The sequence below is a fragment of the Dysgonomonas termitidis genome (assembly GCF_054657735.1).
Window position 1 is genome coordinate 1,593,576 of record NZ_BAAHYD010000002.1, and the last position, 22,465, is coordinate 1,616,040.

The following is a 22,465-nucleotide window of genomic DNA, read 5'->3' on the forward strand; positions in this document are numbered from 1 at the left end:
TTATAATGATCTTACTGTTAAGCTTTCGCAAGTTCATGGGCTACAGCTTTCAGTTTATCCTTTTCTTTATCTACTTCGAAGGATATAGTGCTGCCTTCTTTGGCTGCACCCGAAAGTATCAGTTCGGCTATTTCGTCCTCCACATAGTTTTGGATAGCACGTTTCAACGGACGGGCCCCGAACTGGACATCATAACCCTTATCGGCAAGGAAATCTTTCGCGTCCTGAGTGAGCTCGATAGTGTAACCAAGCTCGGCCATACGTTTGTAGAACCCTCTCAATTCGATATCTATAATCTTTTCGATAGAAGTTTTGTCCAGCTGGTCGAATGTAATAATATCATCCACGCGGTTCAGGAACTCAGGCGAGAACGTCTTGTTCAGCGCTTTTTGAAGTACGCTTCTCGAATACTCGCGGTTTGCCGCCGATTGCTTGTTAAAGCCGATACCTCCGCCAAAGTCCTTCAACTGACGTGTACCGACATTCGAAGTCATTATCAGTATTGTATTCTTAAAATCTATCTTACGTCCCATGCTGTCGGTCAGATGACCTTCATCCATTACCTGAAGCAGGATATTATACACATCGGGGTGAGCTTTCTCTATCTCGTCGAGCAATACTACAGAGTACGGTTTGCGACGGACCTTTTCACTCAACAGACCACCTTCTTCGTATCCTACATATCCCGGAGGTGCCCCGACCAGACGCGATACGTTGAATTTCTCCATATATTCGCTCATATCGATACGGATAAGCGCATCGGCGGAGTCGAACAATTGTTCGGCGATCATCTTGGCCAAATGGGTTTTACCCACCCCTGTAGGTCCAAGGAACATAAATGAACCTATCGGGCGGTTAGGGTCTTTAAGGCCTATACGGTTTCGCTGTATCGCTTTCACAATCTTATTTACAGCTTCATCCTGGCCAACAACCGATGCTTTCAGGCTGTCCTGCATTCCTACAAGCTTGATGCCTTCCGATTCACCGATACGTTGCACCGGTACTCCCGACATCATGGAGACCACTTCGGCAACCATCTCTGCATCCACAGTTTCCGGTTTTTCCTTCAATGAAGCTTTCCATTCGGCCTCTGCCGTATCCAGTTTTGCCATCAATTGGCGTTGTGTATCACGGAAGCTTGCTGCCAGTTCGTATTTCTGAGCCTTAACAGCTTCGCCTTTTTGTTCTACAACATCCTTCAGTTCCTTTTCAATATCTTCTATCTCCTTAGGAACATGTATGTTTGCGATATGCATACGGGAACCCGCTTCGTCCAGGGCATCGATAGCCTTATCCGGGAAGTTGCGGTCCGTAATATATCTGTCAGTCAGTTTCACACAGGCTGCGAGCGCATCTTCGGTATATTTCACATTGTGATGTTCTTCGTACCGCTCCTTGATATTATGCAATATCTGCAATGTTTCTTCAGCAGTAGTAGGATCTACCATCACTTTCTGGAAACGGCGTTCGAGTGCACCGTCTTTCTCTATATTTTTACGGTATTCGTCAAGCGTAGTTGCACCGATACATTGTATTTCACCACGGGCCAAAGCCGGTTTCAGCATATTGGCGGCATCCAGCGAACCGGTTGCCCCTCCTGCACCCACTATAGTGTGTATCTCGTCAATGAACAATATGATGTTCGGATTTTTTGATAATTCGTTAAGTATCGCTTTGATACGTTCCTCAAATTGTCCACGGTACTTAGTACCGGCCACTACCGAAGCCATATCGAGGGCGATCACACGTTTATCGAACAAGACACGTGACACTTTCTTCTGGGTAATACGTAAAGCCAGTCCTTCTACAATAGCTGATTTACCTACTCCGGGTTCACCTATCAGTATGGGATTATTCTTCTTGCGGCGGCTCAATATCTGCGCCAGTCGCTCTATTTCCTTTTCACGGCCTACTATCGGGTCCAGCCTGTTTTCCAGTGCGGCCTTTGTCATATCCATACCGAAGTTGTCCAGTACGGGTGTATCGGTTGCCTGGCGGGGCTGTTGGGTATTCACATTTGAGTTGCCGCCCACAGCTTCGTCCTCATCATCGTCGTCATCTGTGAAATCGGCTCCCATACGGGGCGATTCCTTGCTGTTTTTATGTAATATATCACCCATGCTTTTAATATAGGTGAAAGCTCCGTTGTAATCCATATGGTTTTCTTCCAGTAACATCGCCGTAACATTGTCGTGATCTTTCAGAATAGCAAGAAGTAAGTGTTCGGAGTCAGTTTCCTGGCTTTTAGTCAAACGCGCTTCCAGTATGCTCATCTTCAGAATCTTTTCAGTGCTTTTACTTAATACGATCTCACTGTTTGGGTATGCATCCTCCTGTTGCTTTAATATGTTATTATCAATACTGTCTTTTAACTCAATTAGATCTATTCCGAAATCCTTCAATGCCTGTATGGCTAATCCTTCTCCGTTGCGGAGTATTCCAAGCATCAAATGTTCGGGCGCTAGATAATTCGTTTGCAGACGTCCGGCCTCCTCACGACTATAAGTCATGATTTTGCGAACTCTTGGTGAAAAATTATTTTCCATAACCGTCTTATTTGATGTTTTATGCAAATTATGCGTATGTTACAAATATAAGATTTATTTCTAAAATGTATTTCAGATAAAATCTTAATAATCTAATTTATTATATTCAAACAAAAATGGTGCCATAATGTTTACATCTGCTATGCAAATCTAAAAACAATATTTCAAATTGTAAAATTTTAAATGTTATATATGACAATATGAAATATTATGCATTACATAAATATTACAATAATGTTAAATAATTATTTTTAATTACTTTTTGTTTGATAATATAAAAATAGTTCCATACTTTTGTAAAGTATTTTTCATGGTATTAGATTTATGGTTAGGAGTGAAGATTGGTTGTCGTGAGACAACCATTCCTATTTAATAGGGTTTCGTTCCGCCTATTTTCCGCCTTTTAAATTGGAAAACCTAAGACTAATTGATGTCTCTCTTTACCTCATTTCTTTATTCTGTTACTATCCGTCATTTATATTGGTTTTGCTTTCCACTATTGATTTAAGTTATTTATTATCAATGATTAATATCGAAAAAGGTAACAAAGGTAACAGATATATCAGTTAACAGTTAACAGTAAACAGTAATGTAGCTTTCTCAACTTATGACTTACTACTTACTACTTAAAATTTACTACTTGTTAAAAGGTAACAAAGGTAACAACCTTTTCAGTGAACAGTTATCAGTAAACAGTATCGTGGTCTGTCATGCTGAGAGAAACGAAGCATCTCGTCCGAGAGTAGTTAACAACCTGTATCTCGTATCTTTCTCCAAAAAGGTAACAAAAGTAACAGATATATCAGTGAACAGTCAGCAGTTAGCAGACTTGTAACTTGTAACTGCCCGCAGGGTGAAGTAACTCGTAACTGCTTTAATCAATACTTCAAAGAGCTGACAGCTAACAGCTCAAAGCTATCAGCTATATACATAGATAAAGTTTTCCATAAAACTTTTACTATATTTACCACAAAGCTAATATTAAGAGAAAAGATTATCTTTGCTGACTATGGAAGATACTTTCAGGACAATCGCCAAAGCATCCAAAGCAATCTATACAGAGAAGCGAAGCAAATTTATAGCTTGCGCTATCCCTGTATTGTCGGCCGAAGAAGTTAAAAATGAAATAGAAAAATTACGAAAAGAATACTATGACGCCCGCCATGTATGTTGGGCGTATATGCTGGGTGCCGACAGAAAAGACTTCCGGGCAAACGACGACGGGGAGCCCTCCGGCACGGCAGGGAAGCCGATACTCGGGCAAATAAACTCCAATGAACTGACAAATATTCTTGTTGCCGTAGTGCGTTATTTTGGCGGGATAAAACTGGGTACAAGCGGACTTATTGTGGCATACAGAGAAGCGGCAGCCGGGGCAATCAGTGAAGCCGGAATAATAGAAAAAACCGTAGACTGTCAAATCTCATTTAGCTTCGAATATCCTTTCATGAACGATGTGATGAAAACTGTGAAAGATCTGGAGCCGGCTATTTTAAATCAAAGCTACGAGATGGACTGTCTGATGACCCTCGAAATACGTAAAGCTAAATTTGAAGAATTGAGAAACCGTCTCGAAAAAGTAGAAAGTTTGAAATTTATTGAATAAAATAGCGGCTATCGGATACTTGACAGCCGCTAAATTCATATAAGAAATAATTACGATAAAATTTAAACCGGTTCTTAGATTATTCCCTGGGCCATTACAGCTTTTGCCACTTTCATAAATCCGGCTATATTCGCACCTTTCACGTAATTTACATAACCATCCGGCTCTGTACCGTGTTTTACACAGTTTTCGTGAATATTAGCCATAATCCATTTTAGTTTGCTGTCCACTTCTTCTTCTGACCAGCTAAGGCGTTCTGAATTTTGTGTCATTTCTAGTCCCGATACAGATACGCCTCCCGCATTGGCGGCTTTACCCGGTGCATACAGTATTTTTGCTTTCTGAAATACAGCGATAGCTTCCGGTGTGGACGGCATATTTGCTCCTTCCGAAACAGCAATAACTCCATTTGCCACAAGCTTTTGCGCGTCTTCGCCGCTAATCTCGTTTTGTGTTGCCGACGGAAGGGCGATGTCTCCTTCTTCACCCCAGGGGCGGGCACCGGCCACGTATTTACATCCGTAAGTTTCGGCATACTCGCTGATGCGTCCCCTGTAAAGTTCTTTCAGCTCCTTCACATATTCCAGTTTCTCTGCCGTAATGCCATCCGGATCGTAAATATAACCGCTCGAATCTGACAATGTTACAGGTATTGCTCCCAGTTCTATCAGCTTTTCACAAGTATATTGCGCCACGTTGCCCGAACCAGACACAAGGCATCTTTTACCGCTTATGTTTATGTTTTTAGTTTTCAGCATTTCCAGCAGGAAATACACATTTCCATATCCTGTTGCTTCCGGACGAATCAGAGATCCCCCGAATGTAAGGCCTTTCCCTGTGAAAGTTCCTGTAAATTCGCGAGCCAGTTTCTTGTACATACCAAACATATAACCAACTTCTCGTCCGCCCACGCCTATATCTCCGGCCGGAACATCCGTGTCAGGGCCGATATGACGCCACAGTTCTGTCACAAAAGCCTGGCAGAAGCGCATAACTTCCGCGCTCGATTTCCCTTTAGGGTTAAAGTCGGAACCCCCTTTACCTCCACCCATAGGCAGTGTAGTAAGCGAGTTTTTAAATGTTTGCTCAAAGGCAAGGAATTTAAGTATCGACGGATTCACCGAAGCATGCAAACGGATACCTCCCTTGTATGGCCCGATAGCATTGCTATGCTGTACACGATATCCCATATTGGTATGTGTATTCCCTTTATCATCCACCCATGTTACACGGAACGAAAAGATACGGTCGGGGATACAGAGCCTTTCTATCAGATTGGCTTTTTCAAATTCAGGATGTTTGTTATACTCTTCTTCAATGGATTCCAATACTTCATATACTGCCTGATGATATTCAGGCTCGTTAGGGAATCTGCGTTTTAAGTCCTCTAATACTTGTTCTGCTTTCATTTTTATTTATGGATTTTGATTTATGGATGCTACAAATATAGGGAAAAAACATCTATTTGTTAATTTTTATTTCAAAAATGTGATAATTTATTTATGCCGGGGCTTGCTTGGATATTCAGGATGGTTCATTTCACGGGAATAAATAAAGGGGCTAACCGCGCCGGGGAAAAGAACAAGCGAAGCAGAACCAACCGAAGAAAAACTGGAAAATGCTCATAGAAGAATATTCGAGGGAATTGAAGATTCATGAATGCCTGAAAATACGATGAACTGGAATTTAAACAGGCTCTAAGTACACCCTAAATTACGAATTGGAGTATCTTTACCATGATATATTGTGCCACAGATATTTTTTAATCTCGTTTTTTTCTTATTTTTGTGAATAATATAATTTTAAATTAAAAAAATGACATATTTAATCACAGGCGGAGCCGGTTTTATCGGCTCAAATTTTGTGAAACATATGCTGGCCGTATATCCGGACGCAAAACTGATCATATTCGACGCCCTTACGTATGCCGGTAATCTCGGGACATTATCGGAGGAGCTGAAAGATCCCAGGGTTACTTTTGTAAAAGGAGATATCTGTGACAGAACGGCAACCGAGAAAGTTTTCTCCGGATACGATATAGATTATGTCATTAATTTTGCGGCGGAAAGCCATGTCGACAGAAGTATCGAAAACCCGCAACTGTTTTTGCAGGTGAATATTCTGGGCACTCAGAACTTGCTGGATACTGCAAAGAAATACTGGACCACAGGTAAGGATGAAGATAATTATCCTGTTTGGCGCGAAGGCGTAAAATACCTGCAGGTATCTACCGACGAAGTATATGGCTCCTTAGGTGACGAAGGCTATTTTACAGAAACTACCCCTTTGGACCCGCGCTCACCGTACAGTGCAGGAAAAGCCGGAGGCGACCTTATTGTAGGTGCCTATGGTGAAACATATAAAATGCCTGTGAATATAACCCGTTGTTCGAACAATTACGGCCCCTTCCATTTCCCCGAAAAGCTGATTCCGCTTATTATACGCAACATCTTGTCGGGAAAACAACTGCCTGTATATGGAGACGGCAGTAATGTTCGCGACTGGCTGTACGTGGAAGACCACTGCAAGGCTATAGACGCGGTCCTTCATAAGGGGCGCATCCACGAAGTTTACAATATAGGCGGACACAATGAGAAAAAGAATATAGATATAGTTAAGCTTGTTATCAGGACCATTCACGATATTATGGACAAAGAACCCCGGTATCGTGAAGTATTGAATAAAAAGGAAGCAGCTGCCGACGGCAGTATAGACATCAGCTGGATAAATGAGAATCTGATCTCATTCGTCAAAGACCGTCAGGGGCACGATCACCGTTATGCGATAGACCCCACAAAAATAAGTGCCGAACTGGGGTGGTTGCCCGAAACAAACTTCGATACAGGTATCGTAAAAACGATCTACTGGTACCTCGACAACCAAAAATGGGTGGAAGAGGTAACCTCGGGTGACTATATGAAGTATTACGAACAAATGTACGGAAACCGATAAATATGTAATCGTAATAAAAAATGGAACGCTTAAAAGCAATTCTGGCCGATAAAATACTGGATATATCATCCGCCAGCGGTGATGAAGTAAAGGCGAAAATAGACAAAATGCAACGCTTCCGCGACTTTGCCAATGCCTGTCAGACCTTGATGAAAAAATATCCTGCCATAGAGGATGAGCTCATTAAGATGGTCGAAAACGGAGACTTTGATACTAAAGTTGCCTCGTCACGTGTAGATACCGTTATTCGCCTGGCAGACACCGAAGCGGCGCAGGCCGGCAGGATTATCATACCTCAAATTACAGAACCTGTAAACGCAGAAGGCAATTCTACAGGAGTACCGGTTGCCGGGGAAAGTGAAGTGTCTGATATACAGGAAGAACAGTTCCCGGACGAGACCGGGGCAGAATTTCAATACACTTCTGTAGATGACATACCGATGGAGATCATCCACACGGAAGATGCAGACTACGAAGAATTACAATCATCACCCGGAGAGGATACGGAAAATTATGTACCTTTCGAAGATGTAAGCCCGGCAGAGGAAACTGAAACCGGTATATCGTTAGAGGCGGAAGAAAACTTCGAACAGGAATTATACCCCGATTCTGAACCGGAACCGGATACGATCACCGAAGCCATCATAAGATCCGGACAGGAAGGACCCAAGCCGGACTCATACGAAGAAGACGAAGCCGGATTGAGCGAAGAAGAGCGTGTTGCCCGGCGTAAAGTTATTATCAAAAGGGTTATTCAGATAGCAGGGCTTGTAGCTGTAGTGGTAGCATTGATCTTTATAATCAGATTTGTGATGGACCATTGGCTAACCATACTGATTATTCTCGGTGTTCTGGCTGTTTTAGCCATATTATTCTTCTGGTTTAAGCGAAAGCGGTAACCGGATCATGTCGAACCAATTATTTCCGAAATGGACTATTATAGGCAATTCTCGTTAAAAAATTACAATTCATTTAAGACTGAAGCTTCGGCAAAGATATTTTGCCAGCCAAAAAATGTAGAAGAGCTTCGAAGATGCCTGACAGAGCATCCATACGAACAAAAACTGATTATAGGAGGTGGTTGTAACCTCTTTTTTACCAAGGATTTTGACGGGCTTGTCATCCGTCCCGAACTGAAAGGCCTTCGCGAGATATCCGACGAAGAAGAAGAGGATGAGGACATATTTATTGAAGTAAATGCCTCCGAAGACTGGGACGAATTTGTTTCCTATTGCGTAGAACGTGGTTTCGCCGGGCTCGAAAACCTGTCTTTGATTCCCGGCACAGTAGGTGCGGCGCCTATTCAGAATATAGGAGCATACGGAGCAGAAGTAAAGGATGTTATCCACGAAGTCGTAGCCATAAATATGGTAACCGGGGAGGCCGTGTCTTTCTCGAATGCCGAATGTGAGTTTGGATACAGAGACAGTATTTTTAAACGGACAAACAAATATCTCATTATTTCAGTCGTGTTCCACCTGAAACGTACTTTTGTTTATACACCGAAATACTTCGACCTGAACAAAGAACTGGAGGATATAGAAGAACCCACGATACAGGATGTGCGCAGTGCTGTAATACATGTCCGCCAGCGAAAATTACCGGACGAAAAAGTATTGCCTAATGCCGGCAGCTTTTTTAAGAATCCATATATAAGCCAGGAACACGCAGAAAAGATAAAGACTGATTATCCCGAACTCCCGGCCTTTTTACAGAAAGACGGCTCGGTGAAGACATCGGCTGCTTTCCTTATCGATAAAGCCGGTTATAAAGGCATAAGGATCGGCGATATAGGTACTTATCCAAACCAACCGCTTATTATCGTAAATTACGGTTCTTCGGATGGAAACGATATTGTGCGTTTTATGCGTGAAATCCAGAGTGCCGTAAAAGACACATTCAATATAGAATTGGAACCCGAAGTAAGAATATTTTGAAAGCCATTAGCCCATAGCCATTAGCCCATAGCCATTTGTGCAAAAGCTAATAGCTAACGGCTAATAGCTAACAGCTAAACAAACAACTAATAACATGGCATCATTTATCATAGAAGGCGGTTGCCGCCTCAAAGGTGAAATAACTCCGCAGGGAGCAAAGAACGAAGCATTACAGGTAATCTGTGCAGTATTACTCACACCCGAAGAAGTAATAATAGAAAATATCCCTGATATACTGGATGTGAACAACCTTATTGCCCTGCTGGGCGAAATGGGTGTGGAAACAAAACGATTAGGTGAGGATACATGGTCGTTCAAAGCCGAAAATGTAAATATCGATTATTTACAAACACCTGAATTTTTGAAGAAAAGCGCGTCCCTTAGAGGATCAGTCATGATTATCGGTCCGCTCGTGGCCCGCTTTGGAAAGGCTATGTTGCCGAAACCGGGGGGGGATAAGATAGGACGCCGCCGTTTAGATACCCACTTTATAGGCATTCAGAAGTTGGGCGCCGACTTCGTGTATGATGATGTTCAACAAATCTATAATATCTCTGCCGGGAAGCTACAAGGTACTTATATGTTGCTTGATGAAGCGTCGGTAACAGGTACAGCGAATATCCTGATGGCTGCCGTATTGGCAGAAGGGGAAACAACTATCTACAATGCAGCTTGTGAACCATATTTGCAGCAGCTGAGCAAAATGCTGAATAAGATGGGCGCCAAAATTTCGGGTGTAGGTTCTAATCTGTTGAGAATAGAAGGTGTAGAATCTCTTGGAGGGGTTAAGCACCGTATTTTACCCGATATGATCGAAATAGGCAGTTTTATAGGAATGGCAGCTATGACAGGTTCGGAAATTACTATAAAGAATGTTGCATATGACGATTTAGGTGTCATCCCCGACACCTTCCGCAGATTAGGTATTCAGCTGGAAAGGAAAGGCGACGACATACATATCCCGGCTCAGAAAGAGTACGAAATAGACACGTTTATCGACGGGTCTATACTCACTATTGCCGATGCGCCGTGGCCGGGTCTGACACCCGACCTTATCAGTGTATTGCTGGTGGTGGCTACACAGGCCAGGGGCAGCGTACTCATCCATCAGAAGATGTTCGAAAGCCGCCTGTTCTTCGTCGATAAACTGATAGATATGGGTGCGCAGATTATATTATGCGATCCGCACCGGGCGACAGTTATCGGTACAGGCAAGCGTCCGATGCGCTCTACTACGATGACATCACCTGATATCCGCGCAGGTATAGCACTGCTTATAGCTGCAATGTGTGCTGATGGAAAAAGTACAATCCACAATATAGAGCAGATAGACCGGGGATATCAGAATATAGACGTGAGACTGAATCAATTAGGCGCAAATATTATGCGATTGGACTAAGGGTCCTGCTCTCAATCTCACCGGGGGGAAGATATTCGACAAATGATAATGGAAAGGCTATTCGATAACATAAATACTATTAATTTATACTCTTAGCCCCCTTTTTGGGAAGGGATGGGGGCTACAATTTTTTTTTACACTATGACAGAAAATGAAAAATATCTCTACGATCATTTCCTTATTAGTATAAAATCAGGATTTGAAGCATTAGAAGATATTATTAACGATGCGCTGGAGGCCGTAGAAGATGAGGGCTGGGAGAGCGAAATTTCCGAAGAATGGATTCGTGAAACATTTGAAAGGGAATACAAAAAGAATGAGGACGAAAGCAAAACATGGCAGCATCCAACCGATACGGAAAAACTACGTGTGGTATTTGATACACTCTGTAAGGAAAAGATAGTTGCTTTGCATAACGCCGGATATACCCAATCCGATGCTATCTATGATGTGCAGGATGTATGGACAGATCTGGAAGACGAAGGTATTAAGCCTATCGGCTACTGTTACTATCACGGACAGGATTTGGAGCGTGTGATAGAAACCGGAACGCTTTCTATCGGATTCTATGGGGAAAAAGAGAAGAATGATAAGGAAGCCATCCTTATAGGCAATAAAGTGGCTGCAGCTCTTAAAGAAGCAGGTTTTACCATCGACTGGAATGGTTCTGCGTCAAAAAGAATAGAAATAAAAGATTTCAACTGGCAAAATGTATTTATTTCCGATGATGATGTGGAAGAAAAGTGGGGTTATGCCCGCGTTTTACAATTGATGGAAGAATAAGATATTTTGGTAAAATTAAAATTCGTCAGAAAATAAAAAAAGGCGGGAGAAAACTAATACTGGTTTCTCCCGCCTCTTTTTATCAAACGGTTGTCAAAATCTTACACCATATCCTAACATGATATTTGCATTATCTACATCCTGGAACGAATATTTAAATTCAAGGTTCAAATAACCATTATTCCCTATATCATAACTGCCTCCTGCACCGATATTCACACCGAAATCCGTACTGCTGTCGGAATGCCCACCGTGAGACCAGCGATTATTCACCATGGCAACGCCAGCCAGAGGATATAATGAAAAACCGCTCTGGATAGGAAATACATAATGTATATTCGCATTAAAATCCAATCCGGTCAGATGATTATTCGGAAAATAGAAAGTAAAATCCGGTGCCAACCGGAGATTGTTTGTTATAGAATAACGACCTTCAACGCCTAATCCGAATCTTTCATAATCTGTTTGATATCCGGCTTTAACTAATACTGATTTAGAACCGCTTTGGGAAAAAGCTCCCATAGAAAGGCCTATCAGAGCTATTAGTACGAGTAATTTTTTCATCTTGTGATAAATTAGTTTATAAATAAATGAGTTTTTGATCGATTTTCTTTTATCTATAACAATAAAATATTGAATAGGTTCACTCGCTGCTATGGCTTCTCATGAAAAGAATCCCTTTGTTGAACTCATTTTTTATATGATTTTATGCTCTTTATAAAAAAATTACTACTTTTGAATTAAGAATAAAAATGTCTATTGAAAATGGTATTCAGATTTTTACTTTTATCGGATGAAGTGGAAGACTTCAAACGTGAAATTCAGATAGATGCAGATGCTACATTCTTTGATCTGCACAAAGCTATTGTCAAATCGGTCGATTATAAAGAAGGCGAAATGGCTTCATTTTTTATTTGCAGCGACGATTGGGAAAAAGAACAGGAAATCACACTTGTGGAAATGGATACAAGCCCCGAAGAAGACTCTTACACAATGGAGGCATCCGTATTGAATGATTTTCTGGAAGATGAGCGCCAGAAACTTATGTATGTATTCGACTATCTGACCGAACGCGCGTTCTTTATGGAATTGCGCGAAATTATCACAGGAAAAAATATGGAAGAAGCCGTCTGCACCAAATCTATCGGAAATCCGCCTGCACAGGTCGTTGATTTCGACACAGTAGCGTCAACCTCTTCCTCCCTTGATATAGGAGAGAATTTCTATGGAGACGAAGGTTATGACATGGACGAGCTCGATGCTGAAGGTTTCGACGGTCTGGATAACGCTCCGCTACCGAGCGACGAGGAGTATTGATGAAACAGCTTATAGTCCTGCTTGGCCCTACCGGCGTAGGGAAAACGGAGCTTAGCCTCAATCTTGCAGAGCACTATCGTTCGCCCGTTATTTCTGCCGATTCCCGGCAATTTTTCAAAGGACTGGAAATAGGAACTGCTGCACCTACGACAAAGCAATTGTCGCAAGTGCAGCATTTTCTTGTTGGTATGCTCGGTATCACAGACTATTACAGTGCCAGTGAGTTTGAACGGGACGCATTGAATATAATAGCGGAACAGCATAAAATACATGATGTGCTGGTTGCCACAGGTGGCTCCATGATGTATATAGACGCGTTATGCAACGGTATAGACGACGTGCCTACAATAGACGAAGGACTGAGAAAAGAGCTATATGACCTATACGAAAAAGAAGGACTGGAACCCATTCGTGACCAATTGAAAACTATCGACCCGGATTTTTACAATATAGTAGATCTCAAAAATTACAAACGAGTGATTCATGCGCTGGAAGTTTGCCTGATGACCGGAAAACCATATTCGTCTTTCCGTACCAATACAAAGAAGCAACGTCCGTTCGACATTGTAAAGATAGGGCTGACGCGCGAACGCGGACAGCTTTACGAACGTATCAATCAACGGGTGGATGAAATGATGGAACAAGGCCTGCTTGAAGAAGCGGAACAATACTATCCGCAACGCCATCTCAATTCCCTGAATACAGTAGGATACAAAGAACTTTTCAAATATCTGGATGGCGAATGGACTCTCGATTTTGCCATCGAAAAGATAAAGCAAAACAGCCGGATTTATTCCCGTAAACAAATGACATGGTTTAAGCGGGATGAAGATATACACTGGATAAATCTGTCGGAAACGACTGATAGTGAGGCTTTACAAAAGATAATTGCCATAGCGGGTTCTTGAACCTGTTTTTTTCTTACCTTAGAAGGATGAAACGAGGACATGCCGATTTACCCCTTCACTACGGGACAGTACCCCCTTGGTTGGCCCAGCGTATGAGCCTTCTGGGCGGAGCCATTGCCGAAGCCATCGTTATCGAATATGGGCGTCCGGCATTGTTGCAGCGGCTTAGTGACCCGTTCTGGTTCCAGTCATTGGGATGTGTGTTGGGTATGGACTGGCACTCGTCAGGTATTACCACATCAGCGATGAATGCTTTAAAGAAGGCCATAAACAAGCGTTCCGCCGAATTGGGTGTCTACGTTTGCGGCGGACGGGGAAAATCTTCACGGCAAACGCCTGCCGAGCTTATTGAGATAGCTAATAAAACAGGTTTGAACGGAGATGAACTGGTAAGGAACAGTAAATTATCGGCCAAGGTAGATAATACGGCCGTTCAGGATGGTTACCAACTTTACCTGCATTCTTTTGTTGTAACTATCGATGGAGAATGGACTGTTATCCAGCAGGGGATGAACGGAAGCAACCGTATGGCGCGGCGCTATCACTGGCTTTCGTCTTCTCTTGAATCCTTTATGGAAGAGCCGCACACTTCTGTTTGCGGAAAGAATCAAGGGTTGATCCTTAACCTGACGGATAAACTCGCAGCCCCGGCCAAAGAAGGGATTCTGGAACTGACAAAAGAAACTCCGGATAAACTGATGAAAGAAGTTTCAATTATTTTGCCAAACCATCATGACGTACGGGCCGAAGATGTAAATCTGAAACGTTTGGGAGCCGCGCTCATTCTTGCCCATGAAACAGATGTCTCTGATATGGAATCCCTGCTCCTGCTCGAAGGAGTAGGTCCCCGCACTTTACAATCACTCACACTGGTCAGCGAAGTGATACATGGTACGCCATCGCGCTTCTCCGACCCGGCGCGCTTTTCGTTTGCCCACGGGGGAAAAGACGGGCATCCTTTTCCTGTCCCTACACGCGTGTACGACGAAACTATCGGGATTTTCGACAAGGCTATTCATCAGGCGAAACTGGGAGACAAAGATAAATCGGAAGCTCTGAAAAACCTCTCTAAAATATCGCAGGAAATGGAGAGGGGATATACTCCAAATAACTATTTCGACGATCTGGTACAGCACGAACGTAATACATCATATAAGTACGGAGGAAAAACGGTATTCGGCGACACCAGGAAGCCGAAAGATGAAGGGACACAACTGAAATTGTGGGACTGACTATGAGACTCCGCTAATACAGAGCGAAATATATTAGTTTAACAGAATAAATTCGTAATTTTGCAGTCTCTTTATAAAACTTTAAAACAACCCGGATGATTGCCGCTATATTGTGCTGGTTCTTAATAACGCTTGTTTTCTTTTCATTTGGAGACATATTCGTCAGCCTTTATTCGAAAGTCTTGAAAAGGGATGAAGACTACTCATTCTTTGAGACATTCCTTATCGGCCTGTGTATTACGGGAACAATAATCTGCATCACATCCATCTGGTTGCCTTCCGGTATAAAGATAGCCGCTACTCTGGGCGTAATCTCAATTCTCTACCTGATTGCTGTCAGGAGAAAAGATATTGTGACTAAAGTACGGACCGTTATCAAAAGCCTGTCTCCATTGCAGGTTATCTTAATTGGTTCTGCCGGATTGCTATTTATGTTATTCTTTCTTGTACCGCCGCAATTTCCCGATATATATTACTACCATCTGCAGAATATACTGTGGAATGAGGAATACCATGTCGTACCCGGCCTGGCAAATCTGGAAGAACGTTTCGGCTTCAACAGCAACCTGTTCCTTTTATGCTCTGCATTTGGCCTGCGCCCGTTGACCGGAGAATTTGTCTTTGGAATAAACGCGCTATGTATGGTGTTTATGATGGCATATATAATCAGGCAGGCCGGCCGTCAACGGCTGTTTCTTATTGTTTTGTTCATTGTCGTATTCGTTCCGTTCTTTATGGAATATAAGACGCATATAGGTTGCTCTTCGGCCGACTTATTACCTAACCTGCTTATCGTATATCTATTATTTACTCTTTTAGCCGGCCAGCAAAACCTGAAGAAAAAAAGTATACTCTTCTGGCTGGTCCCGATATTCTGCATCACTCTGAAAGTGTCTACTGTGTTTATTTGCCTGGTATCCCTTTACCTTCTTATTCTGTTTATCAAAGAGAAGAATTATAAAGCCGTAGCTTTTATTTGTATTTCTGCCCTGATAGTTGTTGCCCCATGGCTGGTACGTAATGTAATTATATCAGGCTATCTTATACATCCCTATCCTTCAGTAGATTTATTTACTTTCGACTGGAAACTTCCTGTAGAATACAGTATAGAATCGAAGCGGTATATCGAATCTTTTGCCATCAGCTACGATGCCATGTATAACTCCAGCGACTATATTCTGGATATGCCATTAGCTGTAAAGGTTCAGAAATGGCTGGGAGAAAGGCATCCGCTCGACATTTGTATTGCAGGCGCAGGTCTGGTTTCCCCGCTGTTGATGCTCGGGGCATTGTTGAGGAAGAAGGTGCTTATAAAAGAATATTCTGTGCTATTGCTCGTCTGGGTTATAGGACTGATGGGCTTTATATTCTGGCTGGTAATGGCTCCGGCCGTGAGGTTCGGGTATGGATTTATAGCCATCGTATTTTCCATTCCGGTCTATCTGTTATTCAAAGATTTTAGAAATCCGGTCAGGTCCTTACCTGCAAATGTGTTTCTGGTAGCTACGATAGCCTATTTCGGAGTATTATCAGTCCGCTACTTCCTTGTTGTAAAAGAGCCTTATGTGTCTTACGCAGAGATATTCTATAAGCCGCAAAGCATACAAACCCGCCTCGATAAATATCCTGTGACAATGGAGATATTCAAATTGAACAACACAGAATTCTTTAAACCTCTTGATGGTGGTTGTTATGACCATGTCATACCTTGCAGCAACAATTACATAAAGAATCTGGAGATGAGAGGTAAAACCTTGCAGGAAGGTTTCAGGGAAAAGGAAAATTAAAAAGGCAGAAGACTGAACTATACAATTTACCGGGTGTTTAATCTTTTTCGTTTGGTTTATTCTTTTATTCAATTCTGATGCTCCTCGATTACCGTTTCGAAGAAGAATAAATCGGACTTGGGATAGTTCTGATAGAAACAAATAAAATTGAAACAAGCTCTTGAGATAAAATTATGACACTAAAAGACTTACATAAACAAGCCATGCAGTTTCAGGATACGCCGCTTATGCCGGTTGTATTTGTCGGACATGGTACACCCATGAATGCCATTGAGGATAATGAGTTTGTACATGCATGGACCAGTTTGGGGCAGGATCTTCCGCAACCACAGGCCATTCTTTGTATTTCCGCCCATTGGGAAACACGCGGGACTTTCGTCACAGCCATGAACGAACCTAAGACGATACACGATTTTTATGGCTTTCCCCGTGAATTATTTGCCCAACAATACTCTGCCCGGGGATCGAAAGAACTGGCGGATTTAGTAAGAGAACGTATAAACGATGTTGCCATCGGAGAAGATTACGAATGGGGACTCGATCACGGTAGCTGGAGCGTGTTGAAACACATTTACCCGCTGGCGGATATCCCGGTAGTGCAGATGAGCATCGACCATTTCCAAGTAATGCAGTATCATTACGACCTGGGACGGGAACTGGCTTTTTTGCGTCGTAAAGGTGTTTTGGTGATAGGTAGCGGAAATATGGTTCACAATCTGCGGATGGTACGCATCGAAGGGGATGATTTCAATACAGAATATGGTTACGACTGGGCTTTCGAACTGAATGACTTATTCAAAGATAAGATATTGAACGGCGATTTCCATTCCCTGATAGATTATACACGTTTGCACGATGCAGCCCGTCTGGCTATTCCTACACCCGAGCATTATATTCCATTGCTTTATACTTTGGCTTTGAGGCAGAAAAATGAACCGGTTCGGATTTTCAATGATAAGGTAATCGCCGGGTCTCTGAGTATGACCTCACTTGTAATAGGATAGAGGCTCATCTTGAAGGTTCTACATGTATCAGCACATCTGCTATTTCGGGTTTATGGGCTATTAGCCTGCGCTTCAGTTCGTGGGCAATGTCATGCCCTTCTTTCACTGTAATATTTTTATTTACAATAATGTGTAAGTCTACATAGTAAGACATTCCCGTTTTGCGGATATGGCATTTTTCGGTATCTGCCACTCCGTCTATTGTTTTTGAAAAATCGCAGATATCGTTGGCTATATCCGTATACATGTCTTTATCCATCATTTCTCCCCATGCAGGTTTCAGTATGTGGTAACTGTTATACAGGATAATAAACGCTGCGAATAATGCTGCCCAGTCGTCAGCCGATTCATACCCTTCTCCTTTATAAATAGCGATGGATATTCCTATAAAAGCTGCGACAGAAGTAATAGCGTCGCTACGGTGATGCCAGGCGTCAGCTTTCAGAGATGTGCTTCCTGTTTGTTTTGCTTTTCTTATTACCAGACGGTACGATAATTCTTTCCAGATAATGATTGCTCCCAGTACAAATAATGTAAATAGCTTGGGGCCTTCGTGCGGCGTACGTATATTTTCTATACTTTCTATTGCGATAATTGTAGCAGAAATGATAAGAAAGCCTACAACCGCGAAGGTAACAAGCGGCTCTATCCGCCCATGCCCGTATGGGTGGTCTTCATCCGCAGGTTTGCTGGCATACCTTATGCCTAAGAGAACGAGAATGGAAGAAAATATATCAGCGGTGGATTCAATTGCGTCGGCAATCAGGGCATAGGAGTTACCGAAATATCCTGCCAGCCATTTGCATACAGCTAAAAGAGTATTGCCTATTATACTAAAAATAGATGCCTTTTGGGCTGTCTGGGTTTTATCCATTTATCTATATTTAAAGTACAAATATACAGTTTTAAATAATTGGATTTTATTTTGTACTTGTAATTTTGTCACCTCTGAAAGTCAGGTTTCCAGCAGGATAAGACCATTGTTCCGTATTTCCGTTTTCTTTTATTTCTGTTGGCTCACCACATGCCAGGCGGGTCATTTCCTTTGTCATCCCAACCCTGATTTTATTTTGCAGGATACGGCGGAAATTATTTGCATTATATTTTCTTGTCAGGGCTGAAGCTTCAGCCGCAGTATATACTTTCTTTATACTCTCATTATTCAATATAGCGGAGTAGGGGATAACTGTTTTTATGCCCTTAGTATTTTGCAGGACCAATGAAAGTTCGTTCATCGTATTGTCCATAGTCACATCCGTACATTTCCATGTCTGCCCGGTGGTGAAAATCAGAGCCTTGCCTGTAACCAAATTACGGGACATCCTTAATATATCGTCCGATATTACATATTCTTTTCCTGTCAGTAATTCTTTCTGCTTTTCGAAAAAGCCTCTTACGAGAAAAGGGAAGGTGTAGTCGGATTCGGCATTATATTTATAATACATAATATCACCATTCGAAAGTTCCTGTAATTTCAGATAGAATTCGTCACTGTAATCTTTTACTTCTGTTTTTGATCTCGGGTGGCGGATCACTTCTATTACACGGAAATACTTACCGGCCAGATCTTCGTAACGGGAATTGTAATTATCGTTCGGTTTATATATATTTTTTTCGTCGTTCAACAGGTCGTCGTCTTTCTTGTATTTAAGTATAAAACCGCTATATCCGAAAGATTGGGATGATTTATCCAATCCTTTCAGGTACAGTTCCTGCCCTGTATATCCCATTGCATTTTTGCCCAGGAAATTAGCTGTACTGTCATATGCAAATGCCGGAACTGTTTCTTTCTGCGCAAACAGGGTGATACTAAATAAGACGGGGAATATTATTAAATATATTTTTTTCATTGTCCAGATATTGTAACCGCTTCTTTTTTACCTTTTTCCACATAGCTCATGTCTGCCATCGATTCGACTGTAAACTTACCGTCGTGGTAAATAACCTTGCATACAGCTGCATTCTCCAATGGCTTCTTGAATAATTTGTCTCCTCCCAAGCCTAATAACATAGCCAGTATGCTCATCCCGTGCGAGATAACCAGTATATTAGCATCGCCATGTTGAGACTCATTCTTTGCTATTTCGAGAAGACTTTCCTGAGTGCGCGCTTCTACCTGGGAAAAATTTTCAGCCATGCCCATTTTATCCAGTTTTTTGACGGCATCAAGTACCTCCCGGTAGCTGATCTCTTTTTCCATAATCGCTTTAATCATACTTTCAGAGGACGTGTGATGGAGGTATAAAGCGGCACTATGCCACATATGATGATTAAAGTCGGCTTCGAAACTACCAAAGCATGCTTCGCGTAATCCTGAGAGCTCGACCACGGGAATGTCTTCCTGTCCTTTGGCGCCCAAAACTATTTTGGTTGTCTGCACGGTTCTACGCAGGTCGCTGCAATAAGCAGTACGGAAATTTATATCGCTCATTCCGTAGCCCAGATAGCGGGCTACATCTATACCTTCTTTCGTTAGCGGTGAATCACACCAACCCTGCACCCTGTCGAGGGTATTCATCATTGTCTTGCCGTGACGGGCAATGTATAATGTAATCTTTGAACTCATTGTTTTAATTATTAAGGTACCAATATAATATCTTTATCATTCCATTGGTATATTGGCATATTAGATAATTAGTATATTATTTTATATAGTCTGCAAAAGCTTTATCGAACATATCCGGCGTGGAAACTTTACCATCCATTAAACACACTACCTCTATAACAGCACTAGCGCATAAAGTGTTGTCGGGCACACGGATTATTTGTTGACGGAAATAATACCTGACCCCTTTCCTATCTATGTTGACAGTACAAATGAAGCATTCTGAGCCGCGGAGGGAACTTTTGTAGCTGATATTGGCATTCCGTACGACGGGGATGATATTAGCCTCTGTAAGATCGCGCAATCGCAGGCCGCATCTTTCCATCAGTTCGTGGCGGGTAGCTTCGAAATAATGCAGATAGATAGCATTATTGACCACGCCCTGCGAGTCACATTCGTAGTCGCGTACTTTCATATTGTTTTCAAAAGTCAGAGCCATAGTTTTGTGATTAGCTGGTTAGCAAATGTCCGAGAGCTTTATCGAATAATTCAGGTTTTCCCACTTTTCCGTTTACCATACAGGCTGTTTCTACCCTCGCTGTCGAACAAGCTTTATTGTCTTTCAGCCGAATGATTTTCTGGTTGAAAATATAACGGATACCATCTTTTTCGATGGAATCGACAGTACAGATAAAATCATTGGCTCCGCGCAGGGAATGTTTGTACCGTATATAGACACTTACTACTACAGCATCGATACCTTGCTCATGCAACTCGTAGAAGTTCAACCCGTGTTGCTCCAGAAATTCGTGGCGGACTACTTCGTAATAATGCTGGTAGTTAGCGTTATTCACTATGCCTTGCGCATCGCATTCGTAGTCGCGAACTTTCATTTTATATTCGTATATAGATGTCTTATTCATTGTTTTATATCTTCTTTATTTTTTTATACGCCATTATCCGGTTATACAATATGTATGCCACCCCGAAGAATATAGCATTCATCGGTATCCAGAACCGTGTGGAAACGGGGCTGGCAAATACAGTAGCAGCATAATATAGTATTCCGGCAGCAACGATTATCCAGAATATCTTACGCTCGTTTTCTCCCCATTCCAGATGTTTTCTCCATATTATGGAAAGTACTGCGGCTACGGCGATAATGAGCCATGCGGTGAGGTATGATATTGTTATCGGTTTATCTAAATAATCACTATAAATAGTGTATCTGGCATCCAGATTGGTGTTTTCGGGAATTTTGTACCATTCCAATACGTTTTTCATATTTATCGGATAATATTTTCCGATGATTTCGTGGTGGGCGGGATAGAATACTTCCTTACTGTTCGGCAGATAATAGTATCGTGCAAACTGCAAAGGATAGTGGCTAATGATATAAGTGCCATATTCTTTGTAATTGCGGCTTCCCAGCCATATCCACGAAGGTGAATATCCTTGTCCGGTCTGTTGGATATATGAGAACATGAACTGCTTCAGAGGTAGGTCGTTTATCCACATAAATGCGGCAACGGCTTCCGTTCCGTCTTTCGTCCGTTCTTTTATTACATCTGTCTGTGTCAGCATGTACTGATGCAATATCCTCATTTCGGGGTCTTTTATCTTTTCAGGTTTCAGGTCTATATAAGGTACGGCATGCATCGCGTTATTTGCCAGCTGCCATCCATCGAATCCGGTCGAAAATTGGTCGAACCCTGTTGTCTTATGCATCTCTCTTTTTACCTGATTGTAAAAAATAAGCGTAACAGCCAGGGTTGCAGCTATTCCTATCCAGCGCATCTTTCCTTTTACCATAAAGAAAAAGCATATAAACAGTGGAGGGAACATAATGGCCGAATAGCGGATATGCAAAGCGAAAAACAATGAGATAAGGAACAGGCAAAGTGCGGCAGGGCCTTTTGTCCTGATATAGTAAATGAATGATGCCAGCATGAAATAAATCATCACGGCAAACAGCAGATCGCTCATCAGAGCATTCGACATGTAGAATGCGACAGGGCTGAAAACAAACAAAAATAACAAAATCCGCCAGAAAACAGAACTTACAGGCGGAATTACATATTTCAATACAAAAGAAAAAGCTGCAACGGAAAAGAAATATAGGATTGTTTGCACAATAAATACTGCATGGATACCCGGAGATATCGCGTGCACTATCTGCAGGAAGTACGAGTATCCGAACGGGCGATAGAATGTAAACATATCTTCAGCTGCCGCATGTACATAAGTACCGGAATCGGAAATTGTAGCAGGATAAGGATAACATGTTTTTAGTACGATATATCCGATTATACAACTTACTATCAGTATAATCCAGTCTGTCCTTTGCTCTTTCGCTTTCAGGAACATAAAGATGGAATTTGATGTATCGTTGTTTTTAGTCATTGGAATAAGGATAAAAGGCACGGGCTGTTGACCCATGCCTGTTTAA

At 42.1% G+C, this 22,465-nt stretch carries 20 protein-coding genes; 11 read left to right on the forward strand and 9 right to left on the reverse strand.

What is annotated here, in order from left to right; all coding sequences use genetic code 11:
• Positions 1–17 precede the first annotated feature (17 nt).
• Positions 18–2,546, reverse strand: coding sequence for an ATP-dependent Clp protease ATP-binding subunit (locus tag ACYQ3L_RS10565; protein ID WP_379996093.1), 2,529 nt, complete (start codon positions 2,544–2,546; stop codon positions 18–20).
• Between the two features lie 1,009 nt (positions 2,547–3,555).
• Between ACYQ3L_RS10565 and ACYQ3L_RS10570 the strand changes: the two genes are divergently transcribed.
• Complete coding sequence (locus tag ACYQ3L_RS10570; RefSeq protein WP_379996091.1) at positions 3,556–4,152, forward strand: IMPACT family protein; 597 nt, start codon at positions 3,556–3,558, stop codon at positions 4,150–4,152.
• 74 nt (positions 4,153–4,226) lie between these two features.
• On the opposite strand, the gene ACYQ3L_RS10575 is transcribed toward ACYQ3L_RS10570, so the two are convergent.
• Positions 4,227–5,561 carry an NADP-specific glutamate dehydrogenase gene (locus ACYQ3L_RS10575; protein ID WP_379996089.1) on the reverse strand — a complete coding sequence of 445 codons (1,335 nt, stop codon included), beginning with the start codon at positions 5,559–5,561 and terminating at the stop codon, positions 4,227–4,229.
• Between the two features lie 406 nt (positions 5,562–5,967).
• Between ACYQ3L_RS10575 and rfbB the strand changes: the two genes are divergently transcribed.
• The 5 genes from rfbB (at position 5,968) to ACYQ3L_RS10600 (ending at position 11,223) form a co-directional block, all read left to right on the forward strand.
• Positions 5,968–7,104: a dTDP-glucose 4,6-dehydratase gene (gene rfbB, locus ACYQ3L_RS10580; protein WP_379996087.1), complete on the forward strand. Its 1,137-nt coding sequence runs from the start codon at positions 5,968–5,970 to the stop codon at positions 7,102–7,104.
• A gap of 20 nt (positions 7,105–7,124) precedes the next feature.
• Positions 7,125–8,003 carry a phage holin family protein gene (locus ACYQ3L_RS10585; RefSeq protein ID WP_379996085.1) on the forward strand — a complete coding sequence of 293 codons (879 nt, stop codon included), beginning with the start codon at positions 7,125–7,127 and terminating at the stop codon, positions 8,001–8,003.
• A gap of 30 nt (positions 8,004–8,033) precedes the next feature.
• The gene (gene murB, locus ACYQ3L_RS10590; RefSeq protein ID WP_379996083.1) at positions 8,034–9,041 is read left to right on the forward strand and encodes a UDP-N-acetylmuramate dehydrogenase; all 1,008 of its coding nucleotides are present in this window, start codon (positions 8,034–8,036) and stop codon (positions 9,039–9,041) included.
• 94 nt (positions 9,042–9,135) lie between these two features.
• Entirely contained in the window at positions 9,136–10,440 is a 1,305-nt protein-coding gene (murA, locus tag ACYQ3L_RS10595) for a UDP-N-acetylglucosamine 1-carboxyvinyltransferase (RefSeq protein ID WP_379996081.1), read from the forward strand.
• Between the two features lie 141 nt (positions 10,441–10,581).
• Positions 10,582–11,223 (forward strand): DUF6891 domain-containing protein, encoded by a 642-nt coding sequence (locus ACYQ3L_RS10600; protein WP_379996079.1) that lies wholly within the window; start codon positions 10,582–10,584, stop codon positions 11,221–11,223.
• Positions 11,224–11,316: 93 nt separating this feature from the next.
• Here ACYQ3L_RS10600 and ACYQ3L_RS10605 read toward each other — a convergent pair whose 3' ends face one another.
• Positions 11,317–11,787 carry an outer membrane beta-barrel protein gene (locus ACYQ3L_RS10605; RefSeq protein WP_379996077.1) on the reverse strand — a complete coding sequence of 157 codons (471 nt, stop codon included), beginning with the start codon at positions 11,785–11,787 and terminating at the stop codon, positions 11,317–11,319.
• Between the two features lie 201 nt (positions 11,788–11,988).
• Here ACYQ3L_RS10605 and ACYQ3L_RS10610 point away from each other — a divergent pair, with 201 nt between their 5' ends.
• From ACYQ3L_RS10610 to ygiD, 5 genes are all read left to right on the forward strand, one after another.
• Entirely contained in the window at positions 11,989–12,540 is a 552-nt protein-coding gene (locus ACYQ3L_RS10610) for an IS1096 element passenger TnpR family protein (protein WP_379996075.1), read from the forward strand.
• Entirely contained in the window at positions 12,540–13,448 is a 909-nt protein-coding gene (gene miaA, locus ACYQ3L_RS10615; RefSeq protein WP_379996073.1) for a tRNA (adenosine(37)-N6)-dimethylallyltransferase MiaA, read from the forward strand. The genes ACYQ3L_RS10610 and miaA overlap by 1 nt, the downstream gene beginning before the upstream one ends.
• A gap of 26 nt (positions 13,449–13,474) precedes the next feature.
• Positions 13,475–14,680, forward strand: a complete 1,206-nt coding sequence (locus ACYQ3L_RS10620; protein WP_379996071.1) for a DUF763 domain-containing protein — start codon at positions 13,475–13,477, stop codon at positions 14,678–14,680.
• 95 nt (positions 14,681–14,775) lie between these two features.
• On the forward strand, positions 14,776–16,467 hold the full coding sequence (locus tag ACYQ3L_RS10625; protein ID WP_379996069.1) for an LIC_10190 family membrane protein: 1,692 nt from the start codon (positions 14,776–14,778) through the stop codon (positions 16,465–16,467).
• A gap of 173 nt (positions 16,468–16,640) precedes the next feature.
• Positions 16,641–17,471 (forward strand): 4,5-DOPA-extradiol-dioxygenase, encoded by an 831-nt coding sequence (gene ygiD, locus ACYQ3L_RS10630; RefSeq protein WP_379996067.1) that lies wholly within the window; start codon positions 16,641–16,643, stop codon positions 17,469–17,471.
• A gap of 4 nt (positions 17,472–17,475) precedes the next feature.
• Here the strand turns inward: ygiD and ACYQ3L_RS10635 are convergent, their stop codons facing one another.
• The 6 genes from ACYQ3L_RS10635 to ACYQ3L_RS10660 form a co-directional block, all read right to left on the reverse strand.
• Entirely contained in the window at positions 17,476–18,345 is an 870-nt protein-coding gene (locus ACYQ3L_RS10635; protein ID WP_379996065.1) for a cation diffusion facilitator family transporter, read from the reverse strand.
• 46 nt (positions 18,346–18,391) lie between these two features.
• Positions 18,392–19,321, reverse strand: coding sequence for a hypothetical protein (locus ACYQ3L_RS10640; protein WP_379996063.1), 930 nt, complete (start codon positions 19,319–19,321; stop codon positions 18,392–18,394).
• Entirely contained in the window at positions 19,318–20,037 is a 720-nt protein-coding gene (locus ACYQ3L_RS10645) for a histidine phosphatase family protein (RefSeq protein WP_379996061.1), read from the reverse strand. The genes ACYQ3L_RS10640 and ACYQ3L_RS10645 overlap by 4 nt, the downstream gene beginning before the upstream one ends.
• Positions 20,038–20,113: 76 nt before the next feature.
• Positions 20,114–20,515, reverse strand: coding sequence for an acyl-CoA thioesterase (locus ACYQ3L_RS10650; RefSeq protein ID WP_379996058.1), 402 nt, complete (start codon positions 20,513–20,515; stop codon positions 20,114–20,116).
• Between the two features lie 10 nt (positions 20,516–20,525).
• A complete protein-coding gene (locus tag ACYQ3L_RS10655; RefSeq protein WP_379996056.1) occupies positions 20,526–20,939 on the reverse strand; it encodes an acyl-CoA thioesterase in 414 nt (137 codons plus the stop codon).
• A gap of 4 nt (positions 20,940–20,943) precedes the next feature.
• On the reverse strand, positions 20,944–22,419 hold the full coding sequence (locus tag ACYQ3L_RS10660; protein WP_379996054.1) for a G protein-coupled receptor family protein: 1,476 nt from the start codon (positions 22,417–22,419) through the stop codon (positions 20,944–20,946).
• Positions 22,420–22,465 lie beyond the last annotated feature (46 nt).

Coding starts and splice junctions, on each gene's coding strand:
- ACYQ3L_RS10565 (WP_379996093.1), bottom strand. CDS start 2,546: ATGGAAAATAATTTTTCACCAAGAGTTCGCAAAATCATGACTTATAGT.
- ACYQ3L_RS10570 (WP_379996091.1), top strand. CDS start 3,556: ATGGAAGATACTTTCAGGACAATCGCCAAAGCATCCAAAGCAATCTAT.
- ACYQ3L_RS10575 (WP_379996089.1), bottom strand. CDS start 5,561: ATGAAAGCAGAACAAGTATTAGAGGACTTAAAACGCAGATTCCCTAAC.
- rfbB (WP_379996087.1), top strand. CDS start 5,968: ATGACATATTTAATCACAGGCGGAGCCGGTTTTATCGGCTCAAATTTT.
- ACYQ3L_RS10585 (WP_379996085.1), top strand. CDS start 7,125: ATGGAACGCTTAAAAGCAATTCTGGCCGATAAAATACTGGATATATCA.
- murB (WP_379996083.1), top strand. CDS start 8,034: ATGGACTATTATAGGCAATTCTCGTTAAAAAATTACAATTCATTTAAG.
- murA (WP_379996081.1), top strand. CDS start 9,136: ATGGCATCATTTATCATAGAAGGCGGTTGCCGCCTCAAAGGTGAAATA.
- ACYQ3L_RS10600 (WP_379996079.1), top strand. CDS start 10,582: ATGACAGAAAATGAAAAATATCTCTACGATCATTTCCTTATTAGTATA.
- ACYQ3L_RS10605 (WP_379996077.1), bottom strand. CDS start 11,787: ATGAAAAAATTACTCGTACTAATAGCTCTGATAGGCCTTTCTATGGGA.
- ACYQ3L_RS10610 (WP_379996075.1), top strand. CDS start 11,989: ATGGTATTCAGATTTTTACTTTTATCGGATGAAGTGGAAGACTTCAAA.
- miaA (WP_379996073.1), top strand. CDS start 12,540: ATGAAACAGCTTATAGTCCTGCTTGGCCCTACCGGCGTAGGGAAAACG.
- ACYQ3L_RS10620 (WP_379996071.1), top strand. CDS start 13,475: ATGAAACGAGGACATGCCGATTTACCCCTTCACTACGGGACAGTACCC.
- ACYQ3L_RS10625 (WP_379996069.1), top strand. CDS start 14,776: ATGATTGCCGCTATATTGTGCTGGTTCTTAATAACGCTTGTTTTCTTT.
- ygiD (WP_379996067.1), top strand. CDS start 16,641: ATGACACTAAAAGACTTACATAAACAAGCCATGCAGTTTCAGGATACG.
- ACYQ3L_RS10635 (WP_379996065.1), bottom strand. CDS start 18,345: ATGGATAAAACCCAGACAGCCCAAAAGGCATCTATTTTTAGTATAATA.
- ACYQ3L_RS10640 (WP_379996063.1), bottom strand. CDS start 19,321: ATGAAAAAAATATATTTAATAATATTCCCCGTCTTATTTAGTATCACC.
- ACYQ3L_RS10645 (WP_379996061.1), bottom strand. CDS start 20,037: ATGAGTTCAAAGATTACATTATACATTGCCCGTCACGGCAAGACAATG.
- ACYQ3L_RS10650 (WP_379996058.1), bottom strand. CDS start 20,515: ATGGCTCTGACTTTTGAAAACAATATGAAAGTACGCGACTACGAATGT.
- ACYQ3L_RS10655 (WP_379996056.1), bottom strand. CDS start 20,939: ATGAATAAGACATCTATATACGAATATAAAATGAAAGTTCGCGACTAC.
- ACYQ3L_RS10660 (WP_379996054.1), bottom strand. CDS start 22,419: ATGACTAAAAACAACGATACATCAAATTCCATCTTTATGTTCCTGAAA.